Annotated in this window: 13 protein-coding genes; 3 read left to right on the plus strand and 10 right to left on the minus strand. The window is 73.2% G+C overall.

All coding sequences use genetic code 11. The features are described 5' to 3' along the window. Position 1: 1 nt before the first annotated feature. Positions 2–2,551 carry a glutaminase domain-containing protein gene (locus QRX60_RS39940; protein WP_285996643.1) on the minus strand — a complete coding sequence of 850 codons (2,550 nt, stop codon included), beginning with the start codon at positions 2,549–2,551 and terminating at the stop codon, positions 2–4. A 283-nt stretch (positions 2,552–2,834) separates the two neighbouring features. Between QRX60_RS39940 and QRX60_RS39945 the strand changes: the two genes are divergently transcribed. Continuing rightward, entirely contained in the window at positions 2,835–4,433 is a 1,599-nt protein-coding gene (locus QRX60_RS39945) for an amidohydrolase (protein ID WP_285996644.1), read from the plus strand. Here QRX60_RS39945 and QRX60_RS39950 read toward each other — a convergent pair. The 3 genes from QRX60_RS39950 to QRX60_RS39960 form a co-directional block, all read right to left on the minus strand. Beyond that, positions 4,402–4,707, minus strand: coding sequence for a DUF1883 domain-containing protein (locus tag QRX60_RS39950; RefSeq protein ID WP_285996645.1), 306 nt, complete (start codon positions 4,705–4,707; stop codon positions 4,402–4,404). The two genes, QRX60_RS39945 and QRX60_RS39950, sit on opposite strands and share 32 nt — an antisense overlap. 98 nt (positions 4,708–4,805) lie before the next feature. Continuing rightward, a complete protein-coding gene (locus QRX60_RS39955; protein ID WP_285996646.1) occupies positions 4,806–6,347 on the minus strand; it encodes a hypothetical protein in 1,542 nt (513 codons plus the stop codon). Positions 6,348–6,531: 184 nt separating this feature from the next. Beyond that, positions 6,532–7,020, minus strand: a complete 489-nt coding sequence (locus tag QRX60_RS39960) for a MarR family winged helix-turn-helix transcriptional regulator (protein WP_285996647.1) — start codon at positions 7,018–7,020, stop codon at positions 6,532–6,534. Positions 7,021–7,048: 28 nt separating this feature from the next. On the opposite strand from QRX60_RS39960, the gene QRX60_RS39965 reads away from it, so the two are divergent. Next, on the plus strand, positions 7,049–8,494 hold the full coding sequence (locus tag QRX60_RS39965) for a phenylacetate--CoA ligase family protein (protein WP_285996648.1): 1,446 nt from the start codon (positions 7,049–7,051) through the stop codon (positions 8,492–8,494). Here QRX60_RS39965 and QRX60_RS39970 read toward each other — a convergent pair. The 3 genes from QRX60_RS39970 to QRX60_RS39980 all read right to left on the minus strand — a co-directional run bounded on the left by QRX60_RS39970 (position 8,491) and on the right by QRX60_RS39980 (position 11,840). Further along, positions 8,491–8,898, minus strand: coding sequence for a hypothetical protein (locus tag QRX60_RS39970; RefSeq protein ID WP_285996649.1), 408 nt, complete (start codon positions 8,896–8,898; stop codon positions 8,491–8,493). The genes QRX60_RS39965 and QRX60_RS39970 overlap by 4 nt on opposite strands. Before the next feature lie 10 nt (positions 8,899–8,908). Continuing rightward, entirely contained in the window at positions 8,909–11,401 is a 2,493-nt protein-coding gene (locus QRX60_RS39975; protein WP_285996650.1) for a tetratricopeptide repeat protein, read from the minus strand. Between the two features lie 130 nt (positions 11,402–11,531). After that, positions 11,532–11,840 carry a DUF4326 domain-containing protein gene (locus QRX60_RS39980; protein WP_285996651.1) on the minus strand — a complete coding sequence of 103 codons (309 nt, stop codon included), beginning with the start codon at positions 11,838–11,840 and terminating at the stop codon, positions 11,532–11,534. A gap of 280 nt (positions 11,841–12,120) precedes the next feature. Here QRX60_RS39980 and QRX60_RS39985 point away from each other — a divergent pair, with 280 nt between their 5' ends. Next, positions 12,121–12,513, plus strand: coding sequence for an STAS domain-containing protein (locus QRX60_RS39985; RefSeq protein WP_285996652.1), 393 nt, complete (start codon positions 12,121–12,123; stop codon positions 12,511–12,513). A gap of 4 nt (positions 12,514–12,517) precedes the next feature. Here QRX60_RS39985 and QRX60_RS39990 read toward each other — a convergent pair whose 3' ends face one another. Genes QRX60_RS39990 through QRX60_RS40000 form a run of 3 tightly spaced genes read right to left on the minus strand, consistent with a single transcriptional unit; the run spans position 12,518 to position 14,774 of the window. Then, positions 12,518–12,898, minus strand: coding sequence for a response regulator (locus QRX60_RS39990; RefSeq protein WP_285996653.1), 381 nt, complete (start codon positions 12,896–12,898; stop codon positions 12,518–12,520). Then, positions 12,895–14,097, minus strand: a complete 1,203-nt coding sequence (locus tag QRX60_RS39995) for a PAS domain S-box protein (RefSeq protein WP_285996654.1) — start codon at positions 14,095–14,097, stop codon at positions 12,895–12,897. The genes QRX60_RS39990 and QRX60_RS39995 overlap by 4 nt, the downstream gene beginning before the upstream one ends. 47 nt (positions 14,098–14,144) lie before the next feature. Further along, the gene (locus QRX60_RS40000) at positions 14,145–14,774 is read right to left on the minus strand and encodes a response regulator transcription factor (RefSeq protein WP_285996655.1); all 630 of its coding nucleotides are present in this window, start codon (positions 14,772–14,774) and stop codon (positions 14,145–14,147) included. Positions 14,775–14,818: the final 44 nt, after the last annotated feature.

The raw sequence follows: 14,818 nt of genomic DNA on the forward strand, positions 1-14,818 counted from the left end.
GTCAGGCGAACCGCCACAGGTGGTCCGGGGAGCCGTTGTCGTCCCACTGGGTGACCTGTGCGCCGTCCGCCGTGGACTGCTGGTCGACCGCCATGACCTTGCCGCTGCGGACGTTGACGATCTTCGACCAGCCGCCGCCGGCGTCGACGATCCGCCAGTTGTGGTCGGGGGTGCCGTTGTCCTGGAACTGCTGCACGTGGGCGCCGTTGTCGAGGCTCTGGTCGTGCACCGCCAGGATCTTGCCGCTGTTGCGGTTGACGATCCGGACGGTGCCGTCACCGTTGTCGACGACGGCCCAGAGGTGGTCGACCGTGCCGTTGTCCGACCACTGGGTCACTTCGGCCGTGTCGGCCAGCGACATGTTCGACACGGCGAGCACCTTGCCCGACCGCTGGTTCTGGAGCTTGCGCCACACCGTCGCCGACGCCGCCGGGCGCGTCAGCAGGGCCAGGTAGCCACCGGCGACCGGGCGGGCCTGGAAGCCGCGCTGGGTGGCGTCGGCGACGACGTACCAGTCGCTGAACGGCACCCGCTGCGGAGTGACGTTGGCATAGCTGTAGACGCCTTCGACCAGCGTGTTCCGGATGTTCGGCTGGTCGGTGAGCCACGCGGCGGTCCACAGCTCCCAGTCGGCCTTCGTGTAGTTGTTGCGCGGGTCGAGCAGGACGCCGTGGGCGCCGGCACGGCCCTGGTACCAGGCCGCTTCCTGGGCCGCGACGCCCAGCGGGACCAGGTCGAGGCCGAGCACGCGGTCGGCGAAGCCGTTGTACTTCAGGCTCCACGTGCCGGGCTGGTCGTAGGCGAGCTTGAGGTGCTGGTTCGACGAGTCCTGGGCGAGGGTCACCCACTGGCTGACGTAGCTGCGCGAGGTCGACCGGTAGCGCTGGACGTCGGCGGTGGTGCCGGTGGCGGCGGCGATGACGCCCATCGCGCCGACACCGATGATGCCCTTGAGCGCGAGGTTGGCGCTGTGCGCGATGAAGCCGGTGAAGTCGTCGGTCTGGTTCTGGAAGCCGGGGTCGAGGGTGGTGCCGATCAGGTACTCCGCCCACTGCCGCAGGATCCGGTAGTGGGTGGTCGCGAAGGCGGCGGCCTCCGCCGACGGCAGCCGCTGGACCAGGGCCGCGGCCATGATCAGCATGTTGGCCGACTCCTCGACCGGCATGCTCTCCTCGTTGCCGTCGTTGTGCCCGGTCGCGTCCGGGTAGTGCGTGCCGAGGTCGTGCTCGGCGAACTGCATCGGCCAGCCGCCGCGCTCGGCGTAGTCGAGCAGCGGCTCCAGGATGAGCCGCAGGTAGGCCGGGGACAGGTAGAGGTAGGCGGGGAACGCCGGGTAGGTGACGTCCACTGTGGACATGTTGCCGTTGGAGGAGATCTCCTTGAGGAAGCCCCACGGTGCGCCGCCGCGGTCGACGAGCTCGGTGCCGCCGAAGGCCTGGCGCAGGGCCAGGGCGCAGATCCCGGCGTAGTGCTCGCCGGTGGTCCCGCCGCCGGCCGCGGCGACGGCGTCGTCGTGCAGGCGCTGGTCGATCGAGGTCGCGGCGGACAGCGCGCTCGCGTAGTCGTTGCCGAACCAGACGGCCATGTCCTGCCAGCTGCCCCAGTAGTGCGTCCACCAGGGGTTCAGCGGGGTGCCGAGGTAGCGGACGGCGGGCGTCCGGACGTGCCCGATCGACAGCGTGAACGGGCTCGACGAGCCCCCCGCCGGGATCGTGCCGAGGTTCTTGTTGAACGCCAGCACGGGCCAGCGGTCGCTGATCGCGCGCGGCTGAGCGGTGTCGCTGGTGTTCGGCAGGGCGCCTTGGCTTGCCGAGGCGGCGCGCACGACGGTGTCCTGCCCGATCTGCCAGCTGACGCCGGACGTCGGCGCGGCCAGCACGAGCTGCCCCCAGCTGGCCTGGTCGCCGTTCTCCTGCAGCACGCCCGGGCTCGCCGGGGTGCAGCTGAGGAGGGTGTAGCCGCCCGACTGCTGCTGCGTCCAGGTGACCGGGGTCGCGGTGTCGCCGTGCACCCACTCGGCGGAGGTGTCGAAGTGCAGGTCGACGGCGTGCGCGCGGCCGTCGGCGCTGGCGGCCTGGATGGTCACGTAGCCGAAGGGCACGCACTGGCGCTGCAGGTTCGCCGGGTCGACCGGCGAGAAGAACGTGACGGTCAGGTTCACCCCGCCGCCGGTGAGGACGTAGGTCGAGCGCGTGCCGGTGACCTGCAGGCTGACCTGCGTCATCGGGGGGAGGGCGGGCCCGGACGGCAGCGCGGGCGAGCCGGCGAAGACATACGCGGCGCCGTCGATGCGGGCGAGGCCGCAGAGTGCGGTGATGTGCCCGGTCCAGAAGCTCGACCAGGTGCCGGGGAGGTTGTCGGCGGGCTGCCAGGTGGACAGGTACGGCGAGCGGACGATCAGCGGGGTCGCGGGCGGCCGGATCGGGCTGAAGGTGCCCGCGGCGGCGGCCGTTCCGGGCAGCCAGAGCGCGGCGGCGACGGCGGCGGCCGTGCCCCCGGCGAGCCGGAGCAGGTCCCGGCGGGTGAGGTGATCGCGTTCTCGGGAGGACATCGGTGGCCCCTTCCACGGCGTGCGAGCCGGTGCGGGGATAACTTCTACATCGTTGGTACAACGTTGTAAATCCGCCGTTGGTCGGTGTGGTGATTCTTTTGCGGACCACTGGAGGCGCAGGTCCGGTGCGGTTTCCGGGGCGGCGCGGCCTTCGGTTCGCAGTGGAAGGGCTGGAGTCTGCCGGGCCGATCGCGGCCGGGGATGGCGGGCCGTCACGTCGGCGTAGCCCGAAACGTCCGCGACGCGGCCGACACCCGCCCGCCGATGCGGGAAGATCGAAGACATGCACGCCGACCTCGTCTTCACCGGTGGCCCCGTGCTCACCGCCGGCGGCCGGGCCCGGTTCGCGGCCGTCCGCGGCGACCGGATCACCGCCGTCGGGGACGATCCGGGACCGCTGATCGGCCCGCGCACCGAGGTCGTCGACCTCCGCGGCCGCCTGCTGCTGCCCGGGTTCCAGGACGCGCACGTGCACGCCGTCGGCGGCGGGATCGAGCTCGGCCGCTGCGACCTCACCGGCGCCGGCACCGTCGTGAGCTGCCTGGACGCCGTCGCCAAGTACGCCAGGGCGAACCCTCGCCTCGAGTGGCTCGTCGGCAGCGGCTGGTCCCTCGACACCTTCGCGGGCGGCCTCCCCCACCGCCTGCTGCTCGACGCCGTCGTGGCGGAAAGACCGGTCGTCCTGGTCAACCGCGATCACCACGGCGCCTGGCTGAACAGCGCCGCGCTCGCCCGCGCCGGGATCACCGCGAGCACGCCCGACCCGCCCGACGGCCGCATCGAGCGCGACGCCGACGGCGCCACCGGCGTCCTGCAGGAAGGCGCGATGGACCTCGTCACGCGGCTGCTGCCGCCGGTCACCGAGACGGACCGGCTGGCCGGGCTGCTGCGGGCACAACGGCTGCTGCACTCGCTCGGCGTCACCGCCTGGCAGGACCCGCTGCTCGGCGAGTACGGCGGCATGCCCGACCCGTCGGGCGCCTACGCCACGGCGTCCGAACGCGGCCTGCTGACCGCCCGGGTCACCGGCGCGCTCTGGTGGGACCGCACCCGCGGCGCCGAGCAGCTCCCCGACCTCCTGGAGCGCCGGGAGTCACTGCGCGACAGCGGTTTCCGCGCCGGCACCGTCAAGATCATGCTGGACGGCGTCGCCGAGAACCACACCGCGGCGCTGCTCGGCCCCTACCTGCGCAGTGGCCACAGTGGACTGAGCTTCGTCGACCCGGTGGCGCTGCGCGAGCACGTGACGCTGCTCGACGCGCACGGTTTCCAGGTGCACTTCCACGCGCTCGGCGACCGCGCGGTGCGGGACGCGCTCGACGCCGTCGAAGCCGCCCGCGCGGCCAACGGCGTGACCGGCCACCGGCACCACCTCGCGCACCTGCAGGTGGTGCACCCCGACGACGTCCCGCGGTTCCGGCAGCTCGGCGCGACCGCGACGATCCAACCGCTGTGGGCCGTGCACGAACCTCAGATGGACGAATTGACCATCCCCTTCCTCGGCGACGAACGGGCGTCGTGGCAGTACCCGTTCGGTGCCCTGCTGCGGTCCGGGGCCACCCTGGCCGCCGGCAGCGACTGGCCGGTGAGCAGCCCCGACCCGCTGCAGGGCATCCACGTGGCGGCGAACCGGATCCCGTACGGCGAGGACGTGCCCGCGTTCCTGCCGGAGCAGCGGATCGACCTGGCCGCGGCGATCGCCGCGTACACGGTGGGCTCGGCCTACGTCAACCACCTCGACGACACGGGCACGATCCGGCCCGGCCACCGCGCCGACCTGGCGGTGCTCGACCGCGATCCCTTCGCTGGCCCCGACCGCGAGATCGGGGCCGCGAAGGTCGCGATGACGTTCACCGGGGGCCGGTGCGTCCACGAGTCATGACGGCCGGCTCGGGCTCGACGCTCACCCGGGGCCGCAGGGGCAGGTTCTCCAGCCCCTCGACGTCGAGCACCAGGAACCAGTGCGCGTTGGCCGGGATGTGGATCTTGAACATCGGTGTGGTGGCCACCCCGCCGTGCATCCGGTAGTACTGCCGGCGCCGGTAAGCCTGGAAGTTGACCTCCGTCAGGAGCCTGACGTTGGCCATCGCCTCCAGCCGGATGGTGACCACAGCGTCTCTTCGCACCTTTCCGAGATCGAACACGTTCGCTTCCATTTCGCCCCTCTTCACGCGTGGGTTGCAGATCGAGTGCTGGGTCGCGGGCAGCGCGGATCGCGCCGCGGAACCGCGACGGGCGGAGGTCCGGAGCAGGGTCAGCCGGGGCTGGTGCCCGGTTCGGACGCTCGCCAGAGCGGGCGGAAGTCCCCGTGCGGCCGGGTGACCGCGCGGGTGACGTGGGGCCCGGGGTCCGGGGTGAGGAAAGCCGGCGGGATAGTGGGCGTAGTCCCGCAGGCGGCATCGGCGGGGACCGGCGACCGCGGCGCCGGGGCGTTCCCCGGGGTGCGGGCCGACTGCGACGCGGTGGTGTGGAGCGCGGGCCGTGCCTGCGCGTCGACGGGGACGGTGGCGGGACTCGGCCGGTTGTACGTCCGGTCCTGCCCGGTCACCAGCACAGTCAGCGGCGCGGTCACCTCCGCGGTGACGGGGGGTGCGTTCGGGGCGGTTTCCTCTTGCGGCAGCACGTCATTCGCGTCGCGGGCCGGGGTGAGGATCGGCGGCGCGGTCCCGTGGTCCCGCGCGGCCGGGGTGACGCCTCGGGCCACCGGCGCGACGACCGGCTGGACCACGGGGGCGACGACGGGGGTCAGGACGTCGCCGGCGGGCCCGGTCACCGGGGACAGGACATCGGCGACGGGCTCGACCACCGGGCCGACGGCATCGACCACGGGCAGGACGAAGGTCCGGGCGGCGCCGAGGACCGGATCGAGCACGGGAGCGACGGTCCGGACGACCTGCGTGACCGGCTCGAGGACGGGAGCGACCGAGCGCACCACGGGCTCGACGACGGCATCCACCACGCGGGTCACCGGCTCAGCCACGCGCACGACCCGAGAGAGCGGTTCGACGGACCGCACGACAGGCTCGACGACGGGCACGACAGCCCGCACCACCTGCGCGACCGGTTCGACCACCGGCACGGCGGCGCGCACGACCCGCGACCCCGGTTCGACGACGGGGGCAACGGATCCCAGAACGGGCTCGGCGACCGGCATGGCGGCGCGCACCACGTGCGAAACGGGCTCGACCGCGGGCGCGACAGAGCGCACGGCTTGCGAGACTGGCTCAACCACCGGCGCGGCAGAACTCACCACCCGCGACACGGGCTCGCCCGCCGACGCCGGGGACTGCACTACTTGCGAGACCGGCCCAACTACCGGCGGAGCAGAACGCACCACCTGCGACACGGGCTCGGCCACGGGCGCGACAGAGCGCACCGCCTGAGAAACCGGCTCAGCGACCGGAGGAGCAGAACGCGCAGCCGGCGCAGCAGAACTCACCACCCGCGACACGGGATCAGCCGCGGGCACGGCAGCCCGCACCGCCTGCGAAACCGGCTCAACCGCCGGCGCGGCAGAACGCACCGCGCGCGCCACCGACTCGGTCCCGCCGGCCACCGGAGCCGCCACACCCGAGCCAGTCCCGTTCTTCGGCGCCTGACCGACCGCCCCACCCGGCGGCTGCCCGCCCAGGACGCCGGCCACCGCCGCGCCGATCGGGTTCACGTCGCTCGTCGACGCCTGGGCGTGGCCGGACAGCAACCACGACACCAGCCAGAAACCGGCCACCGCCCCGGCCAGGACCAGCAAGCGCCGGGCGGCGGTCGTTGCGCCACCCTCGTCGCTGGCCCTGGTCACTGTCGGCGAACCTCCGTAATGCGGAAAGCAGATCTGTGACCTACCCTCCAACGCCCGTCCCCACACACGAGCTACGCGCCGCCTGCCGCTACCACTCGACCGGCCTAGTGCTTTGGTGTCAGCAAGCCTGAGCAGGGCCGCCACTTGGCCGAGGCCGATCCCCCAGTCGCAGGCCAGCCTCAAATCAGGCTTCCTGAGAACGCCGATGCTCGGACAGTGCACCCAGAGCGAGGATGCCGTGCTGGAGACCCTCGCGGAACGTCGCGCGCTGGCCCGGGCTCAGGTCGGCGAGCAGCGCGTCCTCCACCTTCGCCACGGCCGGCGCGCAGTCGGCCAGCAGCCGGTGCCCGGTCTCGGTCAGGCCGGCCAGCAGGACGCGCCGGTTGCCCGGCTTGGGGGTCCGCGCGATCAGCCCGCGCTTCTCCAGCGCCAGCACCATTTCGTGCATGGTCTGCGGACGGAGGAACGAGCGCCGCGCCAGCTGCGCCGACGACAGCGCGCCGCTGGCTTCGAGCACCGTCAGCGCGGTGTACTGCAACGTCGTGAGCCCGAGCGGCCGCAGCGCGTCGTCGAGCAGCGCCCTGATCACCAGCTCGAGGCGTTTGACCAGGTAGAGAGTCAGCGGCGAGCCGGCCGGCTGCTGCTCCGCGGAGGTGCTCACGCCGCTCATCATGACACGCGCCCGCGACTATGCTCCGATCATGGACCTCGGCCGGCAGACCCGCGTGCGGCAGGCGTTCGACACCTTCTTCGGCCCGCCGGAACCACCGTCCGAACCCCCCGTCCTGAACCTCTTCCGCCGGACCGCGGAAACCGTGCCCGCCTACCGGAAGTTCCTTCAGGAGCACGGGATCGACGCGGAAACCGTCACCACCATGGCGGACTTCCGGAAGCTGCCGCTGCTCGACAAGGCCGGCTACCACCGGAAGTACCCGCTGCCCGAGCTGTGCCGCGGCGGCACGCTCGCCGGCACCGACATGATCGCCGTCTCGTCCGGCTCCAGCGGCCACCCGACGATCTGGCCGCGTGCGCTCGAGGACGAGCTGCACGTCGCGCGCCGGTTCGAAACCGTCCTGGTGGACGCCTTCGAGGCCGACCGGCGCAGCACCCTCGCCGTCGTCTGCTTCCCGCTCGGCACCTGGGTGGGCGGCCTGTTCACCACGGCGTGCGTGCGCCACCTCGCGGCCAAGGGTTGCCCGATCACCGTCGTGGCGCCGGGCAACAACAAGGCCGAGATCCTGCGCGTGCTCCCCGAGCTCGCGCCGCACTTCGAGCAGGTGGTGCTGCTGGGCTACCCGCCGTTCGTCAAGGACGTCGTCGACACCGGCCTCGCCGAAGGCGTCGAGTGGCCCGCGTACGCGATCAAGCTCGTGCTGGCGGGCGAGGTCTTCAGCGAGCAGTGGCGCGAGCTCGTGGCCCGGCGCGCCGGGATCGCCGACCCGGTCCGGGACATCGCGTCGCTGTACGGCACGGCCGACGCGGGTGTCCTCGGCACCGAAACCCCGGTGTCGGCGGGCATCCGCCGGTTCCTGGCCGGCCACCCCGACCTGGCCCGCGAGGTCTTCGGCGACGCGCGCCTCCCGACGCTCGTGCAGTACGACCCGGCGAGCCGCTTCTTCGAGGTGCACGAGGGCACGCTCGTCTTCACCGGCGACGGCGGAATCCCGTTGATCCGCTACCACATCGCCGACGACGGCGGGCTCCTGCCGCACGCGGAGCTGCTGGACTTCTGCGCCCGCCACGGCTTCACCCCGCCGCCGGGGCCGGAGCTGCCGTTCGTGTACGTGTTCGGCCGGTCGCTGTTCACCGTGTCGTTCTTCGGCGCGAACGTCTACCCGGAGAACGTCACGGTCGGCTTGGAGCAGCCCGGCATCAGCGACACGGTGACCGGCAAGTTCGTCATCGAGTCGGTGGAGGACGCCGACCGGGACCGCCGGCTGCGGATCACGGTCGAGACGGCGCCGGGCGCGACCGCCGACGCCGGCCGGATCGCCGCGGCCGTGCGCGAGCAGCTGCGGCGGCTCAACAGCGAGTTCGCGCACTACGTCCCGGCCGAGCGGCAGCTGCCCGACGTCGTCCTGCGCCCGGCCGGCGATCCCGAGTACTTCCCGGTCGGGGTGAAGCACCGCTACACGCGGCAGTCCTAGGCTTCGGACGCCCGGATGACCCGCTCGGTCGGGTCCGGCGCACCCGGGTCGCGCACGCGGTCGGTGATCAGGAAGCCCGGGAGCTCCGGCCCGGTTTCTTCGGTGAGCCGGAAGGTGCCGCCGCACGCGCCGGGGTCCCAGCCGAGCGCCCGCGCGTGCTCGACGAGCCGCCGGACGTCGCCGGACGCCGGGTAGGAGCCGTCGGTCGCGGCCGGGGTCCAGCCCGCGCTCGTCGCTTTCGAGAGCAGGTCGGCTTCCAGCGCGCGGCCGTTCTTGCCCGCTCCCCAGACGCGCACCCGGACGCACCGGTGGAGCTCGGCGCCGTCGCCGCGCACGGAGCCGATCGTCGCCCGCCAGGTGTAGTCCCGGTCGTCGGCACGCAGGTGGCGCAGCCTCGTTCGCACGGGCACCAGCTTAGGGCCGGAGCAACTTGCGGAAGCGGTCGCGCCGTTCGCCGGCGGACGAGCCGTCGGCGATGTCGTCGTCGAACCACGAGCAGAGCGCCGCCCACAGCTCCGCGCGGGCGCCGAAGCCGTCTTCGGCCACCAGGGAGTGTTCGAGCTCGGCGATGTCGGCGGCCAGCTGGTCGAGCCGCTGGTCGCACAGGCGGACGTACTCGCGGACCACGATGTTCGCGTCCAGGCCCGTCTTCACCCGTCGTCCGGCGGCTCCGCGCAGCTGGGCGTGCAGCTGTTCCTCGCGGTACGGCGGGAAGCCCGCGATCGATCCCGGGTAGCCCGAGTCGGCCGCCCACCCGCGGAACGCGCAGATCGCCTGGTAGCGCGTGTACCAGTCCTGCTTGCCGGTCGCGAGCTCGGTCAGCCGGCGCCAGGCGTCGCGGTCGGCCGAGCGCCAGCGGTCGAGCGTCCGGCCGTCCGGCGCCGGCCCGTCGTCGAGGACGCGGGTGCGCCAGAAGTGCGCCCGGCAGCCGGCGATCTCCCCGACGAGCTGCCGGACGTAGCTGACCTGTTCCCAGACGTGGGCGCGCTGCGGTCGCAGCGGCGCGGCGCGATCCGGGGAGAACGTGACCATCTCGAAAACGCGGAACAGCTCGTGGCCGCGCAGCGCGACGAGGTCGGGGTCCTCCCCCATCACCCACGACCGCCGCTCGGGCAGCCGGCCGCTGTGGCTGATCGTCGCGGCGTGGTACAGCTCGCGGACCGCGCGGCGGGCCACTTCGTCGCGCGCTTCGCCTTCGAGACGCGGGTTGCGGGCGCGGTCGCGGAGATCGCGTTCGCCGCGCGGGCCGACTTCGAGCATCGCGACGGCGTACACGCTCGCCGCGTTGTAGCACTCCTCCCACGACTTGCGGGAGCCCGCCGCTTCGACGGTGTCGTCGAGCGCCCGCGGGTCCGGCGGCCAGCGCCGGTCCGGGCAGACGTCGGCCAGCCGCACGCGGCTGGCCGGGTAGGCGGGCTGGGGCACCGGGACCGCGCCGGTCACCGGCTCGACGTCCGCCATCGCGCGCCGCACCACCGCCCAGACCAGCGACAGGTCGAGCGCGCGGTTCGTCAGCTGCTGCCAGCTGCCGCGCCAACGCCGGCCGAACCGGCGGTAGTCCGCGATGAGCCGTTCGATCTCGTACTGCGACAAGGCGCCGAAGTACGAGCGCATCTCGGCGGCGCGCTGGTTGTATTCGGCCAGCTGCGCCGGCGTTGCCTCGTGGACGACGAGCTCTTCGGCCGGGACGCGCAGCACGCGGCGGTGCAGCTCGAGCCGCTTGTCCGGCGGGATCGCATACGGCCGCACGCGCACGTCGAGGTCGACGTACCGGCGGAAGCGCAGCTCCAGCGCCTGTCTCAGCTCGGCGCGGCGCAGCGCCCGAGCGTCGCCGGGCGCGCCCGCCGTCGTGCGCCGCACCCACCACGAGCCGGCCACGGAGTCGCCGTGACCGAGGACGAGCGCGTGCCGGTAGCGGGCGATCAGCAGCGCGACGGCGCGCCCGCGGCCCGCGTGGCGGGGCTGGCGCGCGAAGTCGGGGCCGATCCACCAGCGCGCCAGCTTCGGGTGGCCCCGGCTGCACAAGGTGATCACGTCGTCGTACGTGGCGAGCGCGTCGAGGTGCAGGTCGAGCTGCTCCTGCAGGGCGGCGATCTCGAGTCTGATGTAGACGTTCGACGGGTCGAGGCTCACCGCGCGGTAGTACTCGGCGAGGGCTTCGTCGTAGCGGCGGTGGACGATGAAGTGGTTGGCGCGCTGGTAGGCGTCGAACAGCTCGTACGGGATCTTCGCGCCCCGCCAGGCGGCCCAGTGGATGTTGGTGCGCACGTAGGCGCTGCGCGGGATGACGAGCGCGGCGACGGCGTTCGCCGCGCGGTGCAGCACGCGCGGCCAGTTCTCGTCCTCGATCACCAGCGGGCTCGCGGCGAACCGCGGCACGCGGACGAGCTCCAGGATGAGCTGGTGGCGGCCGGTGGTGTTGCCCGGCCGGACGGTGCCGGTGACCGTGAACGCCGCAGGTGGCTGGGCGAGCCGGACCAGCTTGGTCGCGGCCTTCCACCAGCCTTCCGCGGAGTCGCCGGCGTGCTCGACGATCTGGATGAAGTCGTAGGAGCTCCCCGCCCCCGGCACCGGGGTCGGGGTGTAGAGCCGGGATTCGTTGAGGATCCGCTTGAACGCGGCGGTCAGCTCGACGGCGGAGTCGATCTCGCGGTCGTGGTCGCCTTCGAGGCGCTCGTCGGCGAAGAGGCGGATGTCGATCTGGTTGGCGCGGAAGGCGGCGGCCTCCAGGCGGGCCCGGCCGACGAAGTACAGCGTCAGCACCGCGGAGATGATGACGACGGACGTCTGCAGCACGGTCCAGGTGATGACGCTCGCGACCTTCGGGTCGCGGACGAACGTCCAGCTCTGGAAGAACGGCAGGTACGGCACGACGGCGAAGCCGGCCGCGACGAGCCCGGCCGTCACCGCCGCGAGCCACCACCTGATCCGGTGAGCCGCCGGAAGTTCAGCCTGATCGAAGCCGCCGTGACGTCGCGCGGGCACCGTCGATCACCCCCTCGTGTCGCCAGGTTACTCGCGGAGGGGGTGTGGTTCGTTACGGCCCGTGATCCGCGATCTCGGCGATCACCTGGGCGTGGCACAGCTCCGGGACGCACCAGCAGCCGAGCCGCTTTCCCCGCAGCCCGGGCAGGAGGGCGAGCAGGTCCGGCCGGGAGAGCAGGTACTCGCGGTACTTCGTGACGACCTCCTCGCGGGAACCGTCCGGACCGGGCCGGAACGGGCTGGCCAGCTTCGACCCCGCCAGGTGCCAGCCGCCGCGGTGCATGGCCCGCCCGACGTAGACGACGTCGGCGTAGTCCGGGTCGTCGCGGTGGCCCTTCAGGTTGACGACGGTGGTGGGCATGCGTCCTCCTTCCTCCCCGCCCAGCCTGGCGGCCCCGGCGCGGGGCCGCCAGGGGCGGGCGTCACGCCCGCTCGGTCACCGGCACGTTCCGCCCGGTCCGCCCGGCGCAGTGCGCCTCGGTGGTCCACCTAGTGCAGATGCACTATGCTGAGGGCTCACGGTTGAGCCGTCAGCCGCTGCCGGACGTTTCCGCGCCCGGGCCGGCGAGCTGCCTTGACCGGCATCACTCCGACCCCACGTCCGGCTCGCCCCCGCTGCCCGACGAAAGGGTGTGCCCGCGATGGTTCCTGAACCTCGCTCGGCCGACCACGAGCTCACCACCACCGGCTGGATCACCACCGGCGGTCACCTGTCCCTGCGCGTCTCGCGCCCCGGCCCGCGCACCGTCCTGGTCCGGGTGACCGGGGAGGTCGACCTGAGCACCGCGCGCGGACTCGACGAAGTCCTGCGCTCGCGCATCCACAGCCCGGTCGGCGAGGTCGTCATCGACCTCTCCGGCGTCACGTTCTTCTCCGTCGCGGGCCTCAACTCGCTGCTGCGTGCCCAGCTCCTCGCCGACGCCACCGGGGCGCGCCTGACGGTGGACCCCGGCGGCTCGCGCGCCGTGGAGCGGCTGTTCACGTTGCTGCCGATGGACTTCTACGGGGTGATGAGCCCGCGGGCGGCCGGCTGACCGCTCACGACGGCGGCTGCCCCAGCCGCCGGACGGTCTCGACGATCTTCGCGTTCGGCACGCCCTTCACCAGGTACTCGGTGACGCCGACCGCGGCGAGCCCGGCCATCGACGCCCGGTCGGCGTAGGCCGAGAAGGCCAGGATCGCGGTGTCCGGGCAGCGCCGGGTGATCTCGCGCGCCGCCCTGGCCCCGCCGCCGCCCGGCATCCGGACGTCGAGGACCGCGACCGCGGGCCGGTGCTGCTCGGCGAGCCGGATCGCCTCGTCGGCGTCCCCGGCGACCGCGACGACGGCGATGTCGGGCTCCTCGTCGAGGACCTCCCTGAGGACGGCGCGGATCATCTCGTCGTCGTCGGAGATCAGCACCCGCAGCACCTCGGTCACGGTTCGGCCCCCGCCACCTCGGGCAGCGTCGGCAGCCAGAACTCGACGGACGTGCCGCGGCCGGGCTCACTCGTCACCGACAGCCAGCCGTGCGCCGCTTCGGCCCGTTCGTGCATCTCGATCAGGCCGAAGTGGCCCGCTCCGGCGTCGCCGCCCGCCGTGCCGACGCCGTCGTCGGTGATCCGCACGAGCGTCCCGTTGTCCACTGTGGACAGCCGGAGGTCGACCCGGGTGGCGCGGGCGTGCCGGTGGACGTTGCTGAGCGCCTCCTGGCAGATGCGGTACACGGTGATCGCGACGGCCGGCGACGGCTCGGCGGTGAGCTCGTCCCGCAGCGAGTGCGCCAGCCCCCAGCGGCCCGCGACCTCGTCGACGTAGCCGGAAACGGCCTCCACCAGGCCGTGCCGGTCGAGCTCCGGCGGCCGCAGCCGGGACACCAGGCCCCGCAACCGGCCGATGGCGGCCTGCACCGACTCGTCGAGCCCCGCGACGGCGCTCGCGTGCGGCTCCGGCAGCCGGGCGGCGAGCAGCTGCAGGCGCATGCCGACGGCCACCATGGACTGGATGGACTCGTCGTGGACGTCCCAGGCGATCCGGCGCCGTTCGACCTCCTGCGCGTCGACGAGGTGGCCGACGAGCCGTCGGCGTTCGCGCAGGGCCTGCTCGGCGTTGCGGCGCTCGGTCATGTCGCGGGTGACCTTCCCGAAGCCCTGCAGCCGGTGCCGCCCGTCGAACAACGCCGTGATCACGACGTTCGCCCAGAACCGCGTGCCGTCCTTGCGGACCCGCCAGCCCTCGTCCTCCAGCCGCCCCTGCTCGGCGGCGATCTCCAGCTCCCGCACCGGCTTGCCCGCCGCGACGTCCTCCGGCGGGTAGAACACCGAGAAGTGCCGCCCGATGATCTCCGCCGCCGACCAGCCCTTGATCCGTTCCGCACCGGCGTTCCAGCTCGAGATGTGCCCGCCCTGGTCCAGCATGAAGATCCCGTAGTCCTGCACGCTCTGCACCAGCAGCCGGAACCACTCCTCGCTCTCGCGGTCCCCGTCGGCCGGCCGGGCCACCGAAAGCCGCCGCCCGACCACCTCGTCGGCCGGCCACCCGGTGATCCGCTCGGCCGCCGGGCTCCAGCCCGAAACGCGTCCCCCCGCGTCCAGCGTGACGGTGGCGTGGTCCTCGCCCGGCCGAAGCTCGTCGTCCATGCGGCAACTCTGCCGGATGAGCGCCGGGCCGGCACAGCGCGCCGGCCTCAGCCGATCAGGCCTTCCCGGCGGGCGACGGCGACCGCTTCGAGCTTCGACCGCGCGCCGAGCTTCCCGAGGACCCGCTGCACGTGGTTGCGCGTGGTGTTGCGGGAGACGCCGAGCCGCTCCCCGATTTCCTCGGTGGTGGCGCCCTCCGCGAGCAGGTCGAGGGTCTCGCGTTCCCGCGCGGTCAGCGCCGCGCCGGTGAGCCGGTCGAAGATCTCGGGCTGCGGCTCCGGGTCGAAGACCACGCCGCCGGCCGCGACCTCGCGCACCGCGGCTTCCAGCACGCCGAGCTGCGACGACTTCAACAGGAGCCCCGCCCCGCCGGCCTTCGCGACCTGCGCGGCGACCGACGGCGGCGCGTCCCCGGTCAGCACCAGCACCCGCGCGCCGCCGGAGCCGAGCTCCGCGACGACGCCGAGGGCGTCGCCGTCGGCGAGGCGCCGGTCCAGCACCACGACGTCCGGGGCGTGCTCGCGCGTGTCGGCGACGGCTTCCACCCGGGACCGGGCGCGGCCGACCACCGTGATCCCGTCGGCGCGGTCGAGGGCCAGCTGCAGCGCCTCCGCCACCATGTCGTGGTCCTCCACGAGGAGGACACGGACGGGACTCGGCTCATCGGCGCTGCTCACGGGGTTCCCTCGGTGGACGGGTCGCTGCCGGCCCATCCTAGGCG

It is taken from the genome of Amycolatopsis mongoliensis (assembly GCF_030285665.1).
Classification (GTDB): domain Bacteria; phylum Actinomycetota; class Actinomycetes; order Mycobacteriales; family Pseudonocardiaceae; genus Amycolatopsis; species Amycolatopsis mongoliensis.

What these genes read in the sequence shown, in the direction of transcription:
- QRX60_RS39940 (WP_285996643.1), bottom strand. Translation starts at nt 2,551, where the DNA reads ATGTCCTCCCGAGAACGCGATCACCTCACCCGCCGGGACCTGCTCCGG.
- QRX60_RS39945 (WP_285996644.1), top strand. Translation starts at nt 2,835, where the DNA reads ATGCACGCCGACCTCGTCTTCACCGGTGGCCCCGTGCTCACCGCCGGC.
- QRX60_RS39950 (WP_285996645.1), bottom strand. Translation starts at nt 4,707, where the DNA reads ATGGAAGCGAACGTGTTCGATCTCGGAAAGGTGCGAAGAGACGCTGTG.
- QRX60_RS39960 (WP_285996647.1), bottom strand. Translation starts at nt 7,020, where the DNA reads ATGATGAGCGGCGTGAGCACCTCCGCGGAGCAGCAGCCGGCCGGCTCG.
- QRX60_RS39965 (WP_285996648.1), top strand. Translation starts at nt 7,049, where the DNA reads ATGGACCTCGGCCGGCAGACCCGCGTGCGGCAGGCGTTCGACACCTTC.
- QRX60_RS39980 (WP_285996651.1), bottom strand. Translation starts at nt 11,840, where the DNA reads ATGCCCACCACCGTCGTCAACCTGAAGGGCCACCGCGACGACCCGGAC.
- QRX60_RS39985 (WP_285996652.1), top strand. Translation starts at nt 12,121, where the DNA reads ATGGTTCCTGAACCTCGCTCGGCCGACCACGAGCTCACCACCACCGGC.
- QRX60_RS39995 (WP_285996654.1), bottom strand. Translation starts at nt 14,097, where the DNA reads ATGGACGACGAGCTTCGGCCGGGCGAGGACCACGCCACCGTCACGCTG.